Genomic DNA, 17,721 nt, shown 5'->3' on the forward strand with positions numbered 1-17,721 from the left:
AGGGTTTGTTCTCCCCGGTCAGGTTCGGTCGGAGACGGTGAAGCGGGTGGCTTCGTCGAGTACCTGCTCGGCGCTGTCGAGGTCGGCTAGGCGGGCTGCCACGGTTGCGGACGCCAGATGAGCGGGCAGAGCCGCTGAGAACTTCAGGCCCCGGACGGCTCGAGGGTCGACGTCGGGCAGCACGAGCGGGGTTTCGGCGCGGGCGGCCTTCCACATGTCGGGTGTCAAGTCCTCGCGGAGCCGCACATACAGGTCCGTGGGGCGCTGGACCTGGTCGGTCACGGACGACAGTGTCGCGGTCAAGGTGGCGTTGGCGCGGTACCCGGCCCATGTCCACCAGCGGACGTCGGTGCCCGCGCGGGTGATGATCAGGCCGGCCGGATGGACCGACCCGGGTGCCTCCTCCGCCCGCATGTGCCCCAGCCGCGCGCTTGCCCTCCGGGTGAGCGCGACGGGCGGTTCGGCGCCGAGCAGGACGTCGCGCATGGCACGGGTGAGGTTGAACGACAGGCCCGCTATGCCGCCCGCGGTCCATTTGGCGATGCCCCCGCCTTCGGCCGGTTCGACGAAGCAGCGGCGCCGCTTCCAGTCAATGTAGGTGACTTGCCACGTCCGCCCGGCGAGGAGGAGCCTGCACGGCCCCGGACGCTCCTCGGTGAGTACGGACGGGTCGGTACGGCCGATCTCCGCGCGTCCTGCCAGGACGGTGAACTGAGGCGGTGCCGTGAACGACGCGGTGAGGTCCATGAAGTGGCGGTGGCCGAACCGTTTCTCCGCTTCGGGGCCGATGAACAGCATGCCGCCGTCCTCGTCGAGGAAGCCTTCCGTGACGAGGTGGCGCAGGATCGGCTCGCCCGAGCGGTCGAACGGCGGCAGGCCGTTCCACTGCTCTACCCAGAGCCTGTTCCCGAGCCGGTGTTCTTGGAGTGCGACGGCCAGGATCTGCTGCGCGACCAGGTGACGCGGTGTCGGCGGAGGGGCGACGTCCTCGACCCACCCCCGCCCCCACAGCAGCAGAAGCCCCGCCGCCTGGAGGAGCGTGCGCTCCTTGGTGGCGAGGAACAGGCAGGACCGTTCGGCCCCGGGCCGGCGGCCCGTGCGTCCCAGGCGTTGCAGGAAGGACGCCACGCTGGCGGGGGAATCGATCTGGATCACGCGGTCCAGGTCGCCGACGTCGATGCCGAGTTCCAGGGTGGACGTCGAGACGATCACACAGTCACGCGCCTCCGCGAACGCCTGTTCCGAGCGGCGGCGTTCGTCGGCCGACAGCGAGGCGTGGGACAGGAAGGTGGTGACTTCGCGGGCCCGCAGGGCCGCGCCCAACTGCTCGACCTGGCTCCGCGAGTCACAGAACACCAGGCGTTTCTCTCCGCGGTGGAGGGACGCGATGACCTTGGCGGCGTTCTCGATGGAGCCGACGTAATCCAGTTCGACCCGGGCGGCGGGCGCCGGCGAGGCCGCTTCCGGGGCGACGACCTGGGCGGGCCGGGTTCCGGCGCCCGCGCCTTGAAGCCAGGTCAGCAGCCGGCGAGGGTTGCCGACGGTCGCCGACAGGCCGATCCGCTGGATGGGCCTTCCCGTCACGCGGGCGAGGCGTTCCAGGACGGCGAGCATATGCCAGCCGCGGTCGTCTCCGGCGAAGGCATGGACCTCGTCGACGATCACCGCGCGGATCTTGCCGAGCATGTGGGTGTGATCGGTCTTGTAGCTGATGAGCATGGCCTCCAGCGACTCGGGCGTGGTCAGCAGGAGGTCCGGCCGGTCCAGGCGGATGCGCCGCCGCTCTGATTCACGGGTGTCGCCGTGCCAGAGTCCGGCGCGGCGGCCGAGCCACTGGGCGTACTGGTCGACGCGGGGGGCGAGGTTGTTGAGCAGTGCCTTGAGGGGGCACAGGTAGAGCACCGAGATGCCGGTCCATTCTTGTTCGGCCATGGCGGTGAGGACCGGGAACACCGCCGCCTCGGTCTTGCCGCCCGCGGTCGGGGCCAGCAGGAGCGTGTCGTCGCCGTTGAGGATCGGGCCGACGGCCTGGTGTTGCAGCGGGCGCAGGTCCGGCCACCCGAGCGTGTTGACGATGTGATGCAGGACGACCGGATGCAGCCGTTCCATCACATGTCCAGGTCGATGTCGTCCGCGGTGAGGTTCCGTTCCACGTCGGTGAGTTCGGTGCCGGAGACGGTGAGCGTGTAGTGCACGCGGGGATCGAAGTCGGGGAACTGGTCGATGCGGTCGAGGACGTCGCCGACGAGTTTCTTGAGGAACAGCCGCGGCGCGACGCCGACCTTCCCGCCGAGGGCGCCGCCGACGGCGCGGGCGAGGTCGGCGATGTAGGCGTCGTCGGCGAGCGCCTTGATCCGTTCAGGCGCGTCGGCTCCCGCCGCGTACAGGTCGCGGATGGTGACGCCGAGCCCGGTCAGCGACTCCAGGGTGAAGCCGGGCAGCCGGACCTGGACGGCCCGCGGGTTGTCGAAGCGCGGGTCGGTGGTGAAGTCGGTCGCGAGCCGCTGGGCGAGCGGCGGGAGGCGCTGCACGCCCTGCCGCCCGTCGTAGAACGCGGGCGTCCCGGTGATCACGAGGTAGAGGCCGGGGAAGCGGCCCGCGTGGACCTCGTCGATGAGCTGCCGCAGCGCGTTGAGCGCCTTGTCCCTGACATCGGAGCGAACCCGCTGCAGTGTCTCGACTTCGTCGAGCACCACCAGCAGGCCGGGATGCCCGCAGTCCCGCAGGACGGTCAGGAGACCCTGGAGGAAGCCGAGCGCGCCGAAGTGGTCGAGGTTCCCGCGCACCCCGGCGCTGTGCCGGGCCGCGGCGGCGACGTGCGGCTGTCCGCCGAGCCAGGCCAGGACGGCGGCGGCGGTGGCCTCGTCGCCCGTGGTGAGCGCCGTCCGGTAGCCGCGCAGCGCGGTCGCGAACGACTGCGCCTGCCGCGACACCTCCGCGAGCCGCGCCGTCAGCAGCCGGTCGACCGCGCCGGCGAGGTCCTCTTCGGACGCCCCGGCCGCCAAGGCGTCCTCCTCCAGCGCGTAGAACCACGCGTCCACCACGGACCGCAGCGCGCTCGGCGGGAAACTGGCGGTGGCGAGCCGTTCGGTCAGCCGCCGGTAGACGGTCTCCAGCTTGTGCAGCGGCGTCTCGGTCTCGGAGATCTGGATCTCGGCGACGGCGAAGCTGCGGCGTTTCGCGCGTTCGCCGAGCCACCGCGTGAAGAACGTCTTACCGGACCCGTACTCGCCGCGGACGGCCTTGAACACCGAGCCGCCGGACGCGGCCGTGTCCAGTTCCGCGTCGAGCGCGGCCTCGAACCGGTCGAGCCCGGTGGCGAGCAGGTCGAGCCCGCTGTCGGGCACCGCACCGCGGCGGAGCGCGTCGATGACGGCACGCCGCCGGACGGCGCTGACCTGGTTGGATCGTGCGGTGCTCACGCCCACCAGTGTTCCATCACCCCCTCACCGCACGTCGAACTGCTCGCGCAGCAGGGCGGTGTTCAGCCGCAGTGTGCGGCCGTCCGGCAGGATTTCGAGGACCTGGACGCCGTCGTAGTTGAGCACCTGGCCGAGTACGGCGGCGAAGCCGTCGGCGCGGGTGAGCGGGTATCCGACCCGCTGTGCCAGGGCGGTGACGGGCAAGGTGCCGGAGTCCAGCAGGGCCCGCACCGCCGCTTCGAGCTTGCCGAGGGGCGGTTTGCGCGCCACCAGGTCCAACTGCTGCCGGAAGGTCTCCGACGCGAGCAGCAGGGCCGCGAGGTCGTCGGGCGCCGGTGTCGGTGTCGGCGCGGCCTCCGGTTCCGGGACGTTGCGCCGTTCGGTCTCCAGGTCGAACAGCGCATCGGACGAAGGCTTCACCGCGACCGTCTCGGCGGGGACCGTCTCGGCGGGGACCGTCTCGGCAGCCGCCGGCTCCTGGCGGCGGGTCCCGGTACGCGGCGGCGCCAGCTCCAGCCGCCACCAGGGGGGACGCTGGTCGCCCAGTTCCCGCCATCCCTTCGGCGGTTCGGCGTTGAACGGCAAGAACGCCAGCACGGGGATCGCGAACTCGGCGAGCGCCGCGCCGCCGTGGTAGCCGGCCTTCTGCGCCGTGTACCGGAGGTCGCGGTCCCACAGCGCCACGATCTCGCCCCCCGGCACGTCCAGGACGACGCGGGCGCCGGACAGCGCGACCTCGCCGTCGGCGAGCGGTCCGCCGGGCGGCCGATGCCGTGCCGACGCGGCGCCCGCACCGTTGATCTTGGTTCCGCGGCGGTCCACGACATGGCCGTGATCGCTGGTGAGGAGCACCGCCATGCCGCGCTCGGCGGCCTCCCGCAGCAGTTCCCTGAGTCCGCCGATGTGGTCCAGCCGCCAGGTGGCGTCCCCGAGCTTCCGCTCCTTGTCCAGCCGATCATCGATGGTGTTCAGCACGATCGCGATGTGGGCCTTCTCCTGGTCGAGCGCGTCGATCACGGCCTGGCCGAACGGGGAACCGGCGGTCTCCCCGCGCAGGTCGTCCTTGTGGAAAACGGCAGTGGGCGCATCGCCCCAGAACCTGTGCCGGGGAAACAGCCGCTTCTCGTCGGCCTGCGTGCCGCGCATCAGCGTGGCCGCGAACAGTGACGTCCGCGAGACCGCCGTCACGGTGGGCAGGGCGGCGGCCATGGCGCGCCGCTGTGGCGGCCTGCCGGAGGCGTCGGGTACCGGGTCGTACTCGGCCCAGTCGCGGCGCAGTTCCTCGGCGAGTTCGGCCGCGATGGCGGCGCTCATGCCATCCAGCACCAGCAGCAGCACCCGGCGCGCGGACCTGCCCGTCACCACCGGCTTGACGATCCGCGGGAGGAACGTCTCCACGGTCAGCATCGAGCCGGGGCCGGTACCCGCCGCCGTCCATTTCTCCAGCGCTCCGGCGAAGGACCTGTCGATCCGGCGGCGCCGGTCGCGGACCCGCTCGCCGATCAGGTCGTAGGCGGACTTCAGGGCCGGGTCGGGGTCGCCGCCCGCTTCGATGTGGTCGAGGGCCTGGTCGGCCCAGCCCGTCTCGGTCACGTGCCGGTCGAGCGCGTCCCCAACCGTCGGCACGTCCGAGCCGGGGTCGGTGGCCAGCCAGTGGACGAGCCGGGCCGCCATCCGAGCCCGTTCGATCCGCACCCCCGCATCGTGGCCGGCGGACAGCTTGTGGGTCTCCAACGCCGCCAGGCCGGTCGCGACCGCTTCGGGGTCTTCCACCCGCAGAGCTCGGCCCAGGGCGGCGAAGCGCTCGCCCAGCCCTTCGGGCAGGACGGTGCTGTACGCCGCCTGCTCCTCGATCCCGAACTGCCGGCACAGCTCGGAGGCGCGTGCCAGGACCCGGTCGCCGATCCGCCTGGCCGCGCGCCCCGCCTCACCGTCGCCGTCGGCGTGACCGACCGCCAGCAGCGTGGTGACGTACTCCTGGCAGGACCGTCCGAACCAGCATAGGAAGGTGTCGAGAGCCTCTCCGGTGGCGGGCGGCGGGTCGCCCAGCCAGCGTTCGATCCGGCCGCGCGCCTGGTAGGTGCGGGTGTCGGCGGGCGCGTCCAGCCACAGGGCCGCGCAGAGCAGCCCGAACGGCACCGCGTCCGGTCCGTGGTCGGCCTCGACGAGCGCGAGGAGGACGCGTCCGGCGCCGCCGGCCTGCTCTTCCTCGCTCAGGAACGCGATCAGCCCTTCGCGTTCGGGACGGCGCAGGGCCAGGAGCCGGTCCGGCCCGCCCGGTTCGAGCGACCAGCGCAGCAGCATGCGGGTGTCGAGGCCGCCGGCGTCGGGACGTCCGGCGTCCGGATCGCCGGTTTCCGGGGCGGGGGCGTCGGCGTCGGCGGCGTACCGGCCGAGCCGCAGCCGCCGCAGCGCGAGCGACGACAGCGCGACGCGCCGGGACAGCCAGCCGCCGGACAGCTGGGGCCAGCCGCCCGGCGGGGTGGCGTCCAGGAGCGCTTCGGCCGCCCAGCCGTCCTCGCTCAGCCGCGGGTCGCGCCGCCCGGCGCCGAACGTCTCCTGGACGAGGTTCCAGCTGTCGACGGTCTCCACGCGCTGCCGGTGCACGCGGGCGAGGATCCCCGGGTCGAGTTCGTTCTCCTCCCGGTCGGTCAGCACGACGAGCACCTGCGGGCCGCCCGTGTCCGGCCCGAGATGCGCCAGGACGAGTTCGTGGACCGCGAGCGGCGACGGCGCGGGAGCGATCCTGGCCTGCTGTTCGGTGCCCCAGGACAGCTCGTCGGGCCCGTCCCACGACGGGACGGCGCGCAGCAGCACGACCCGCCGCTTCGGGCGCTCGTTGATGCTCTTGCGGGCGGCCAGGTATTGGGTGACGGCCGCGACGCTGAGCCGCATCGCGCCGTTCCCGGTGGTGACCGGCATCAGTCCACCACGCGCCAGGTGATCTCGATGGTCGCCCCGGCGGGCAGTTTCAGCTCCGCGAGCTCGCGGCGCAGGTCGTCCGCCGCCCGGTCCGCCGACGTCCGCCGCGTGCCCGACCTGCGCGCCGTGCCGGAACCACCGCCCGACGGAGTGGTGTCGTCAGGCGAGACGGGTGGATGGCTGGAGTCGTTCCCCAGGTCGATGTCGTCCGGCTTCTCCGGTCCGGGCGGCGGCGTCGGCCCCGGCGCCGGTCCGGGCGGCGCCGGTCCGGGCGGCGGAGAGGGCCGGTCGCGCCCGAGCAGCGCGGTGACCTCCCTGCGGGCGTCCTTGAGGGCCTCGACGAGGTCGGCGGTCCGCTGGTCGACGCGGGCCACGCCGCGCAGCTTCTCCAGCACCGCGGCCCCCTCGAAGCCCTGCGTGCCGGCGAGCGCGATGACGTCCCACGCCGCCCCGGCCAGCGCCTGAGCGACATCATGGGCGCGCTTCACGGACGTCCCGTACCGGTCGGCGGACACCTCGCCCAGGTCGAAGCGGGCGAAGGTCTCGACGGTCTTCTTCGCCCCGGCGCTGCCGTGCCCCACCGATTCCAGCGCCTTCAGCAGCTCCACCGACCGGCGGGCGATCTGGAGCCGCCCGCTGCCGTCGATCTCGTCCAGCTTCAGGAAGCCCGAGTGCTCCTCCAACTGCCGGACGAGGTCGGCGGCGGCGCTCCGGTGGGCCTGCGCCTCCTCGCTGATCTGCCGGGCGAACTGGTTCACCAGCCGCCCGCGCCGCAGCGCCGGCGCGGACCGGCCGAAGATGGCCTGGAAGCGCTCCCCGGCGGCGTCCCAGTCCTGCTGGCTCGGCAGGGGCTGGGTGCGCAGGGCGTCGCCGTTCTTGATCTGGTTCAGTTCCGGCGCGGGCGTGAGCGGGACGCCGCCGCGCACCCACACCCGGTCGTCCATCTCGGCGAACGAGGCGACGATCAGGTGCGCGAGGAACGTGTCCAGCCCGCGCGGCCGGGGCCGGTCGATCCAGTCCAGCAGCGTGATCAGGCTGAGGTCGCCGGTGACGCCCTCGCTCTTCGCCTTCAGCCTGAAGTCGTCGGCCCAGGCGTGGGACAGCTTGAAGTACGCCTCCCGCTGCGTGCCGAGGCGCAGCGGCTCGACCAGCCGCGCCATCAGCCTGCGGTCCTTGGCGGGGACCTCGACCTGGTGGTCGCGGGCTTCGGCCGCGGCCCGCACGTAGCCGAACACGGTCCTGGCGTCGGACGGCTTCACCGCCGTGCCCGTCCCGCCGGGGTCGAGGTCGGGGTGCGCCGGGAACTGCGCCTCCAGCAGCCGGCCCGCGATGTGCCGGACCGCCTCCCGCATCGACCGCCCGAACTGCACCTTCAGCTCGGGCAGATCGCCGGGAAGCGGCTGGAAGTGCTGGTCGAACTCCACCTGGACGTGCGCGGCGTCCTTGGGCTTCAGCCCGTACGCCTGCCGGAAGGCGTCCTTGACCTGCCTGAGCAGCGCGGCGTGCTGGCTTTCCAGCAGTCCCTTGGCGCGGTCGCGGTTGTCGGCGTTGAGGTGCGCGGCGTACTGGGTGGCGAACCGCTGGTCATCCGCGAGGGCCTTGTCGATGATGACGAGGCGCTCGAAGTCCTCGTAGCGCTGCGCCGACAGGTGAGTGGGGAGCCACGCGACGGTCCGGGCGGGGTCGCGCTGCTTCGCGCGGAGTTTCCGGATGCGGTTGACGTCCTCGGCCGGGCCGTAGTTGCCCTCGTCGAACGGCAGGTCGATCACGATCCGCCAGCGGCCGTCGATCTGCGGCATCAGGTCGTGGTCGGGCAGCTCGTCCTCATCGGCGACGTTCCCGAAGACGACCTCGAGGGTGCGCTGCGACCCCTTCCACACGAGGTTCAGCTCGTCGCCTCCGCCGAGCCGGCCGGACGTGTGCTCGACGCCCAGCTCCTCGACCAGCAGGCGGCGGGCCAGCGCGCCGCGGTTGCCGGGGTTGTTGTTGACCCGGGCGTTGGCGATGACGGAGTCGACGTCCACGCCCGTCAGTTCCAGCCGCACGCCCGGATTGGCGGGGGTGCCGGTCTGCTTGATCTCGGGGAACCGGGCCGCCCACTCTTCGATCTTGCTCTTGATGATGCCGACCTCGCTGCCCGGGATCGGCGCGATGACCGAGCCGTGGTTCAGCGCGCCGAGCCGCCGGAGCGTCAGGTCGTTCAGCGCGGGCACGCTCGGCGCGAGCGCGGACAGCAGCAGCGTGCAGACCAGCCGGTTGTCCCCGACGAAGACCTTGCACCGCAGCGCCAACTGCGGGTCGGTGACGTCCTCGGGGTCGTGCAGGTACCGCTGGACGTCGTCCTCGGTGACCTCATGCGTGTTCAGCAGGTAGGGGCGCAGCTTGGTCTTGTAGAGCTTGTCGGCGGCGGCGAACACCACCTTCAGGTCGTCCACGAACGGCTTGTCGCCGCCCCTGGCGATGACCGGATAGAGGTCGCCGACCGCGATCAGGTCGCCCAGCCGCAGGTGGTCGCGGTTCGCGGCCAGCAGCTCGCCCATCAGCTTCAGGCCGGTCCTGGACCGCTGCAGCGCCGACGAGATGTGGACGAGCGTGTCCATGAACGCGGGCGAGAACGGATAGGTGAGCCGGAACGACTCCTCGTCGGCGCCCGTGGTGCTCTTGTCGGACCCGAGCAGCGTGTCCCAGATGTTCGGGCCGAGCGCCTTGATCTTCTGGAACGCCTCGTCGATCTCCTGGGCCGCCGGCCCGGACGGCCCGCCGATGGGGGTGAGCAGCCGCGCGTTCGCGATCTGCGGCAGGTTCCGGTCCTCCAGCGTGATCTTGTCGAACCGCCCGGACGCCAGGTTCAGGGTGTCCTGGATCGCCGCCTCCGCCGCCCCGGACACCTCCTCGCCGACCAGCTCCCGCAGGTCGCGCTGGCGGGCGATGAACGACACGACCGGGATGGCGCGCCGCGCGTCCCCGCCCTCCACGAAGTTCGTGATCTTCCCGGCTTCGCGGGCCACGAGCTTCTGGTCGTGGATGAGCGTCGCCAGCCACAGGACCAGCTCGTCCAGGAACAGGATCAGCCCGTCGTAGCCCAGCGACTTCGCGTGCTCGGCGATCACGGAGAGACCGGCGTCGAGCGAGATGAAGCCGTGCTCGTCCTCGGCGGCCTTCTTGGCGAACCCGGGCAGCAGGCGGGTGGAGGCGTCCTGGACCAGCTTGGCGCGCAGCTCCACCGGGGTCGAGGGGTTCAGCAGGTCGAGCGCGACGCCTTCCTCGTGCGACTCCTCCGCGGCCAGGGCCCGGTCGAGCAGGGCCGGCGTCCATCCGAACGAGTCGCCCCAGTCGTCCTCGTCATCGTCGCCGGCGTCGGCCACGCCGAGACCGTTGATGACGGCGTCGTCGCCCATGCTCGCACGCAACCGGCGGATGTCGTCGAACAACGCGTCCGTCTTGTACACCTGCGGGACGGGCGCGTCCGGGTGCAGGCGCTTGACGTACTCGACGTACCGGCCGAGCACTCGCTGCTCCAGCGACTGCGCGCCCAGCATGTGGTACGGCACCAGCAGGAACTTCTTGCCGTCGTTCTGGATCCACTCGTGCCGGGTCAGCACCGGGTCGAAGTCGGGGTCGCCCCACACCTTCCGGTTGCGGGACAGCAGCGCGTACAACACCGCCATGAAGTGCGACTTACCGGAACCGAACGAGCCGTGCAGGTAGGCGGCCTTGGACGTGTGCCCGTCCACCGCCGACTTGATCAGGTCGAGGGCCTCGTTGAAGTTCTCCCGCAGACGGTCGGTGAGCACGTAGTTCGCAAGGGCGCGCTCGACCCCCTCGGGCGTGGTGGCCTCGGCGAGGCTCAGCACGTAGTCCGAGGTGGAGATCGACTCCTTGATCGGGATGAGGTCGCGGAGCAGCGGTGGCCGCTGTGCCATGTGTACTCCCTCTGTCTGTCCGCCGTCCGGTTGCTTCTACCTGGCCGCTCTCCGGCCCCGCGCCGCCGGTTCCGGCCGCCAGCTCCGCAGGTCGTCGTCGGTCAGGCCGTGCTCGCCCGAGATCTGCTGCCGGTAGCCGCTGAAGAACGCGGCGGGGGAACCGCTGTACTGCGGATGGAACTCATCGTGCCACTGGTCCAACCACGGCTGGAGCTCCAGCAGACCCGCGAGGAACGGGGTGATCTCCTCGCGCGTCAGCGCCTGGTTGGTGAAGTGGGTCGCGAGCGCCTGCGCCTGCTCCCGATGGTCCCAGCCGGCCCACCCGAAAAGCCTCGGCTGGACGCCGAGGGCCGTCGGATAGGAGATGAACCGCTCCTTGGGCACGTCCAGCTTGCCGCGCGCCCGCCAGTAGGACGGCTTGAGGAAGTCGGCCGAGGTGTACTTGGGCGGGGTGGGGATCGAGTCCCGGATCTTCCGCTTGGCCATCTCGCCCTCGGCGGCGTCCTCCCGCCGCTGGAGATCCCAGACGTGCTCCCAGTCGGCCCGCTTCCTGAGCCCGGACGGTTTGTAGCGCAGCGGAGGCAGGAAGGGGACGTGCTCGTCGGCCATGAGCTCGGCGACGACCTTCGCGAACTCGTCGCGCGGCCGGTACAGCTTGGCGACGGACACGAAGTCGTCGTCCCGGGACAGCATGTCGATCAGCCGCGACAGATTGACGAGGACCGGCATGTCGTTCGCGTCGAACCAGTGCTCGCGCTTCTCGATCCGGTCGAGCAGCCAGGAGCGGAGCGCCTTGTCCTGAAGCGCGTCCCACCCCTCGGTGGCCCAGCGCCGCTTGTACTCGGGCCGCTCGATCATCCCGATGGCCCGGGACGTCTCGATCGCGTCGATCCGCTTCTGCACGACCTGCCTGTAGGACTCCGGCCAGTGCGACGGGATCTCGGTGATCGGCGTGGACCCATGCCGCTTGAACCACTCGTCGGACGCCTCGCCCTTGGCCACCCGCCGAGCAAGCACGATCTCGAACGCCCGCTCACCAAGAGCAAGCTCGGGAACATCCTCCTCCGGAGCCCGCAGGTCCTCGGGGTGAAGGTCGTAGATCGAGTAAACCTGCCAGTCCAGCTCTTCCTGGAGTGCGATCATCTGACCTCGAAGGGATTCCCACTTTGCTCTTTTCTCCCGAAAAAGTGAAGCAGTTGGGAGAATTGATTTAATCAAATTAGAGGGAACTGTACAGACGAGCTCTTGCGCGAGAGCATCAAGAGAAAATGCCAGTTCGATAGGACAGGCGGACGGAAGTGGGATCTGTTCGATATTTCCCACTTTGATTTGATAGAAGCGCTCCCATTCGGAACTTGTGAAGCCTCCACCTTCGCCGCGAATTCCCTTGTCATGGCAATGCATCTTGAGCCAGAAGCAGACGCTTGAACTATTGAGCACCCCAAGGATGCGGAGATAGTCGTCCTCGCTAGACGAATTCGACAGTTTTATTATTGGCGCAGTATCTTTGAATATCGCACCACTGTGATCAATGGAGAAATGATTGAGTGAGGCCGTTTCAGGAACGCTGATTGAAAGTTTATTTTGATAGCGATCCCTGAAGAACATAGAGTATTCAAACCACGTAAGACCTCGATGGAGCTGAGTCTTTCCGAAGGCTACTCGCTCCTGAAGCTGCTTCCTGAATGGCCATAGAAATCGCAGCGTCTCCTTGGATGCTCTGGCCGCAAGATCCTCGACCGAGTACGGCCAGATCGATACCCTGGGAAACCAGATTGCATAATCGCGAACCTGAGTGCCTTCTACAAGTTGACGCTGTTGGGAAATTGGTATTTTGTTGCGCTTTAGACAGTCAGCACCGACCATGTATGCATCGTCTTCGCGAGTTACCGCACTTGGGCCGATGGCTCTGGCAACTTCCTTAACGTTTGTATGCGATGCCTCAGAAATTGCAGATGCTAGCTCAAGTCCGCCGTCCAGCAAGATCCAGGGACGCTTAGCAAAATATTCGTCCCGAGCCAAGTCGTCAACGGATACCCATTTGCTGATTGACCCGGGCTGATCTATCTGACTTGTGATGGCGTTCCACACTACGCCGCAGGAACCATTTTCGGGTATTCCCGGCTCCCCCTGAACACTACGAACGGTCCTGACAAAGGCGGAGCGGGCGGCTCCCGAGCGCCGGGTGCCGATCAGAACTATCGTCGGCGTGCCATGACCAGGAATGAAGGCACCGGACGTATCGATGATTTCGGTCAACTCGACCTGGTGAGCGAAATAGCTCTCAATAAGCTTGGTGCCGAACTCACGTTTCATGAAGGAGTTGGCTGTGATCTGGCCGACTCTGCCGTAACCACTGCCGTCGGATGAGCCACGTTTGGCCAGTTCGAAGAATCGCTGGGCGAACGGCACAGACAAGGCGTACGTTCCGGCACAAGCATCGTATAGTTCTCGGTACAGCGCGTTAAGTTTTTTGTCCTTGACCGTAATGTATGGAGGATTGCCGACCACTACATGATAGCGCCCCAGTTCCAGGATATGCGAGTGATTGTGAATATCCTCAGTGGCGTAGGAGAACTCGGTCAAGGGGTCACCAGACTCTTCGTCAGTGAGAGTGAGTTCGAGTTGACGGTCCTTGATAAGGGAGTCACCGATCGCCAGATTAAGGGGCCATTCGTACTTGGCGGCCTCGGTGAGGGAATGGACGCCAGCGGCAGCCATAGCGGCGATCAGCAAGCGGAAGCGCGCAATGGCAACGGCGAACGGGTTGAGGTCCACGCCGTGAACGGAGTCGAGGGCTGCGCGGACGCGTTCCGAAACGTCTCGGCCGAGCGGGCGGTCATTCCATAGGTGGATCAGGCGGCGGAAGGCTCCGAGGACGAAGTGTCCTGAGCCGCAAGTCGGGTCGATCATCTTGAGTTCTTCGTAGCCGAACTCGCGGATCGCCGGGTCCATGGTGCGGTCGAGGATGAATTCCTCAACGAAATCGGGAGTCTGGAGGAGCGCGTATTTCGTACGAGCCGTCTCAGAGAGATCCTGATACAGGTCACCGAGGAAGCGGGTGTCCCAGCCCTTAGTGCCGTCATCGTTCAGGGGGTCTGTGAAGTCGTGGACCAGGGAGCCCTCTTCGGCGTGCGTCTTCCAGAAGTTGATTAGGGCGCCGGCGGCGTCGTGGCTGATCGGGATCTGGTAGAGCGGGTTGTGGACCGGGTCGAAGAGCAGCTTTCCGGCCTGCCCCTTGCCGAGTTCCGCGAAGGCACGCTCCAGCCAGCCTCGGTAGGTCGGGTCGTCGTCCTCCTCCACGTACGCCTCGTAGCGGACGCGGGAGAGGTCGTGACGGTCGGCCTCGGGGGCGGCCAGGTAGGGGTCGGGGATGAGGCGGTTGTCCTCGCAGAAGCGGACGAACACCGTGCCGAGGACCCAGGCCACCGCCACCTGCGTGATGCGCTCATCCAGCCAGGAGTTCCACGTTGCGGCCGTCCTGCCGAGCTTGCGGGCCTGGTCGTACTCGGCTCGAAGGCGAGCGTTGATCTTCGGCAAAGCCTTGACTTGCTGTGCCAGGTCCTTCTCCAGGGCGGCGACCTGCTTTTTCAGGTCGGTCAGCAGGGCCTTGCGGTCGATCACGTGCGCCGTCCGATCAGCTGATGAACTCTGGATGACTTGCAGAGTTCAGGCTAACGGCAGGCGGCGACAGATCCGGGCAATCTGACTTAGCTCGTTAGTCCTGATCAGGACATGGGTCGGCGTCAACCTGCTCCAGTTCGGCCCACAGCTCCTCGACCTTGTGGCGGGCAGCGTGCAGAGCCTCCTCTACCGTCCCTCTGAAGAAGCGGCCGTCGAGGGTCTCGCGGATCGACTCCTCAACGAGGCCAGCGCACATGTCGAGCGGGATCCAGGTCATCGGTTCGCGGTCCATGGCCGTCCCTCCACTCTCTCGGCGATCTGAGCGATGAGGGCATCCGTGGTGGCGGCCTCCAGCAGGCAACCACCTCGTGGTGTCGGGACGAAGGCCCACCAGTGGCAGGTGTGGAGTCCCCACCAGCAGTGGACATCGGAGAAGTGCTCTTCGACGTTCGCGATGGTGGACGGCCGCACGGTGGCGGCCGGCTGCCGGTTCGGGAGCTGGGGCGGGCGGCGGAGCGGCGCGGCCGGTGCGCCAGGGGGGACGCTTACCGGACGTGCCGCTCTCACCTCCCCCCACGGGACCGCCCTGGGGGCCGCGGTCCCCTCCGGTGGCCGGGCCGCGTTGTAGTGCGGTTGTCCCATCACCGGAGTCTCCTTTGCGCGGCGGCCCGTTCGGCCTCAACGCGCAGGGCGTCACGAAGCGCGGCGGCGTCCGAGCGGATCACCGTCGGGTCGATCCCGGCGGCCGGGTCGTGGAGGCTGGCCACCCAGTCGCCCAGCCGCCCGTCCCAGCGAACCGCCCGCCAGATCCGGTGTCCCGTGAATTCGTTGCGAAGACGATCAAGTTGTTGAGCCTCAAGATCGCGTCGCTCATTCATGGTCACCTCCGCGTCTTTGTATCTTCCCAGGACAAGCATGAGCAGTGCGAGTTATCTTCGCTACGTTCGTCCAGGAAACACAACAACAAGGAGCTGACAGTGAGCGCCCGAGACTCACTTGATCCGGCCGGTTCACTATGGGATCTCATAGCGGTTCAGCTGCGGAGACACCGCGAAGAGCGAAAAATGTCCGGATCGAAGTTAGGGGAAATTCTCGATCTTGATAGATCGAGTGTTTCGCGCCTTGAATCCGGCGGGATGAAGCTTCAGCTCAAGCACGCGAAGATTCTCGACCGGGAGTGGCAGACCGGCGGTTTGTTCACATTTCTGGTTGGATTCGCCCTTGCCGGACATGACGCCGAGTGGTTCAAGGCCCACGCCGAAATGGAACTACGCTCCTCGGAGCTGAGGATCTGGGAGCTGTCCTGGATGCCGGGCCTGTTCCAGACGGAGGACTACGCCCGAGCCATGTTCGAGGCGGCAGGGCTGCTGGACATCGACGCCCACCTCGCCCAGCGGATGAAGCGCCAGGACGTGCTGAAGCGCGAGCCGTGTCCCATCATGCGCGTCTTCCTCGATCAAAACGTCATCGAGCAGCCGGTCGGTGGCCCTAAGATCATGCACGCTCAGCTCGCTGCGATCTTGGAGCAGGCACAACACCCGAACATCACGTTTCGGGTCGTCCCGAAAAGCGTAGGAGCGCACATGGGACGAGACGGCTCATTCAAGATCATGACAGTCGGAAACTCCGATATCGCCTATACCGAAGCGTGCGGAGGTGGAAGACTGGTCATGGACGCGGCAGAGGTCCGCTCGTTCAGGCTGCGGTTCGACCGCATCAGCGACCGGGCGTTGCCCGTCAATGCCTCGATCGAGCTGATCACGCGAGTAATGGAGGGGCTCCTTTGACTCCTGTTTGGCGCAAGTCCAGCCGCAGCGGAAGCACGTCCGGCCAGAGCGACTGCGTGGAGGTTGCGCACCTCGGAGGAAACATCGGAGTGCGTGATTCCAAGACCCCTGAGGCTCCCCACCTGGCATTTGGTGCCGCCGACTGGCGCGCGTTCGCCGACCGGGTGAAGCGCGGGGAGCACGACCTGACCTGATCCGCCTCCGGCGTTCTGCGAGCCCTCGGCCCGGTGCGGTCGAGGGCTCGTCGCTGTGCGTCCAGCATCGGCGATCGCCTGGGGCGGAGGAGCCCGGGCAGGGGGGTCATCACAAGCACGTGGCCCCTCCGCCGAGTCAGCGGAGGGGCCACGTGTAGACGGTCACTCGTCCAGGTAGAGCAGCGCGGTGATGGTCTTCTTGCAGATGTCGCAGTGCATCGGCGCTTCCTCGGAAACGGGGTCGCACTCGACGGTGGTGACGCGGTCGATGACGCCGGTCGCCGCCTCAACGGCCCAAGTATCGGCCTAGCGGCGAGTATTGGCGGCAAGGTCATCGATGTAGCGCGCGGTCATCTCGTAGAAGGCACGGACGCCGTGCTCCTTCTTGTAGCGCCAGTTGAACTGGAGCGACAGCAGCGCGATGGGGAACGGGTGCTCGACCAGGCGCGGCCCCGGCCCCGGCGTTCGGAGACGTCATCGATGTTCAGGCGTGCGGCGCGCTCGTCCAAGACCCGCCACGTGCCGTTCCGGTCGTATCCGATGAGCACGTCATCAAGGAGCCTGCGGGCGTTGACGAGGTTGCGGGCCTTGTTGTCGAACAGGTCGGAGACGGTCTGACCGATTCCCGCGACAGGCACTCACCGAAGGCCGGCCCGGGGTCGGGGAATCCCCTCCGCCTGATCGGGGCGAAGAAGCGATCGCCTTGCACACCCGTCCATGGCTCCGATCATGGAGTCACCTCGACGGCGCGCACCTTCCAGAGAGGTGCGCGGCGAGTTCGCCGGCCGGGACGCGGGTCTGCTCCCCCGAGTCCATGTCCCGGACCGTGATCACCCCGGCCCCCTTGTCAGACGCCCCCTAGATCAGCGTGAAGCGGGCCTTGCGGTTGGCGGCCCACTTGAGCTGCTTGGCCAGTTTGCGGCCGGCGGCCAGGTACACCTCGGTCCGCAGTCCGGCGTCCCGCAACCGCGCGGCGAAGCCCATGGCTTCGGACGCGGTGTCTTCGGCGATAACCGTGGCGGCGACGTCGATTCTGTGCGCGTCTCCCTCGTCGCCGAGGAGCAGGCCGATGATGCGTTCCACGCCGAGCGAGCCGCCGCAGGCCGGGACGTCCGGGCCGCCAAGCGCGGAGATCAGCCCGTCGTAGCGGCCACCGCGGGCGATCGACCCCGGCCTTCCCTCGGCGACCACCTCGAAGATGACACCGGTGCAGTAGCCCAGGCCCCGGACCAGACTCGGGGTGAACGCGCGATCCGGTCATCGCCCGCCTTCGGCGACGCCAGCTCCAGCAGTCCGCCGACCTCGTCCAGGCCCGCGCGTCCGGCCTCACTGTCCTGCAACGCGGTGTGCATCCGCTCCACGGCATCGGTGGCGCTCAGGTCACCGACCAGGGCCTCGGCGATGTCGGGTGCCAGCGACCGGACGTCCACCAGTTCGGCCGCGACCTTGCCCTGCCACAGCTTGTCGAGCTTGTCCAGGGTGATCAGCACACCGCGAACTCGCGGAACCGGCCCTTGCCCGGACGGTCGGCCCGCCACACCGGCCCCCTCGCGTACCGCTTGTACGGCGTCGGCAGTTGCGAGCCATGGTTCGCGACGACGCGCGTGAGGGGAACGGTCATGTCGTACCGCAGAGCGAGGTCGGCCTCGCCGGTGGCCTCGTGCTCGCCGCACCGCAGGATCTTGAAGATCAGCTTGTCGCCCTCGTCGCCGTACTTGCCGGTCAGGGTCTCCAGCCGTTCGAACGCCGATGCCTGCAACGGCTCGAACCTGTACCGCTCGAACACCTCGCGGATCCGCGCGAAGACGTGCTCGCGGGTGCGCAGGGCACCGGCGAGGAAGTCGCGGGT

12 protein-coding genes are annotated in these 17,721 nt (G+C 68.4%); 2 read left to right on the plus strand and 10 right to left on the minus strand.

What is annotated here, in order from left to right; genetic code table 11:
* Window positions 1–18 precede the first annotated feature (18 nt).
* From AF1_RS09880 to AF1_RS09910, 7 genes are all read right to left on the minus strand, one after another.
* Entirely contained in the window at window positions 19–2,109 is a 2,091-nt protein-coding gene (locus tag AF1_RS09880) for a DEAD/DEAH box helicase (RefSeq protein ID WP_067795486.1), read from the minus strand.
* Window positions 2,109–3,422 (minus strand): BREX system ATP-binding protein BrxD, encoded by a 1,314-nt coding sequence (gene brxD / locus AF1_RS09885; RefSeq protein WP_084262728.1) that lies wholly within the window; start codon window positions 3,420–3,422, stop codon window positions 2,109–2,111. Before brxD ends, AF1_RS09880 begins: the two co-directional genes overlap by 1 nt.
* Window positions 3,423–3,446: 24 nt before the next feature.
* Window positions 3,447–6,344 carry a BREX-2 system phosphatase PglZ gene (pglZ, locus tag AF1_RS09890; RefSeq protein ID WP_067795490.1) on the minus strand — a complete coding sequence of 966 codons (2,898 nt, stop codon included), beginning with the start codon at window positions 6,342–6,344 and terminating at the stop codon, window positions 3,447–3,449.
* A complete protein-coding gene (pglY, locus tag AF1_RS09895) occupies window positions 6,344–10,267 on the minus strand; it encodes a BREX-2 system ATPase PglY (protein ID WP_067795492.1) in 3,924 nt (1,307 codons plus the stop codon). Before pglY ends, pglZ begins: the two co-directional genes overlap by 1 nt.
* 36 nt (window positions 10,268–10,303) lie before the next feature.
* Window positions 10,304–13,891, minus strand: a complete 3,588-nt coding sequence (pglX, locus tag AF1_RS09900; protein ID WP_067795497.1) for a BREX-2 system adenine-specific DNA-methyltransferase PglX — start codon at window positions 13,889–13,891, stop codon at window positions 10,304–10,306.
* A 94-nt stretch (window positions 13,892–13,985) separates the two neighbouring features.
* A complete protein-coding gene (locus AF1_RS09905) occupies window positions 13,986–14,183 on the minus strand; it encodes a hypothetical protein (RefSeq protein ID WP_067795499.1) in 198 nt (65 codons plus the stop codon).
* Window positions 14,184–14,532: 349 nt separating this feature from the next.
* Window positions 14,533–14,769, minus strand: coding sequence for a hypothetical protein (locus AF1_RS09910; RefSeq protein ID WP_157419165.1), 237 nt, complete (start codon window positions 14,767–14,769; stop codon window positions 14,533–14,535).
* A 99-nt stretch (window positions 14,770–14,868) separates the two neighbouring features.
* Here AF1_RS09910 and AF1_RS09915 point away from each other — a divergent pair, with 99 nt between their 5' ends.
* The gene (locus AF1_RS09915; RefSeq protein WP_131732370.1) at window positions 14,869–15,678 is read left to right on the plus strand and encodes a helix-turn-helix domain-containing protein; all 810 of its coding nucleotides are present in this window, start codon (window positions 14,869–14,871) and stop codon (window positions 15,676–15,678) included.
* On the plus strand, window positions 15,675–15,872 hold the full coding sequence (locus tag AF1_RS33150) for a DUF397 domain-containing protein (RefSeq protein ID WP_084262717.1): 198 nt from the start codon (window positions 15,675–15,677) through the stop codon (window positions 15,870–15,872). Before AF1_RS09915 ends, AF1_RS33150 begins: the two co-directional genes overlap by 4 nt.
* A gap of 858 nt (window positions 15,873–16,730) precedes the next feature.
* Here AF1_RS33150 and AF1_RS36240 read toward each other — a convergent pair.
* The 3 genes from AF1_RS36240 to AF1_RS36250 form a co-directional block, all read right to left on the minus strand.
* On the minus strand, window positions 16,731–17,063 hold the full coding sequence (locus AF1_RS36240; protein ID WP_242608597.1) for an ATP phosphoribosyltransferase regulatory subunit: 333 nt from the start codon (window positions 17,061–17,063) through the stop codon (window positions 16,731–16,733).
* On the minus strand, window positions 17,006–17,362 hold the full coding sequence (locus AF1_RS36245; protein ID WP_207393937.1) for a hypothetical protein: 357 nt from the start codon (window positions 17,360–17,362) through the stop codon (window positions 17,006–17,008). The genes AF1_RS36240 and AF1_RS36245 overlap by 58 nt, the downstream gene beginning before the upstream one ends.
* Window positions 17,356–17,721 (minus strand): ATP phosphoribosyltransferase regulatory subunit (locus AF1_RS36250; RefSeq protein ID WP_255218793.1); only part of this gene is annotated, 366 nt, incomplete at its 5' end. The genes AF1_RS36250 and AF1_RS36245, both read right to left, overlap by 7 nt.

The sequence above is a fragment of the Actinomadura formosensis NBRC 14204 genome, assembly GCF_001552155.1.
Classification (GTDB): domain Bacteria; phylum Actinomycetota; class Actinomycetes; order Streptosporangiales; family Streptosporangiaceae; genus Spirillospora; species Spirillospora formosensis.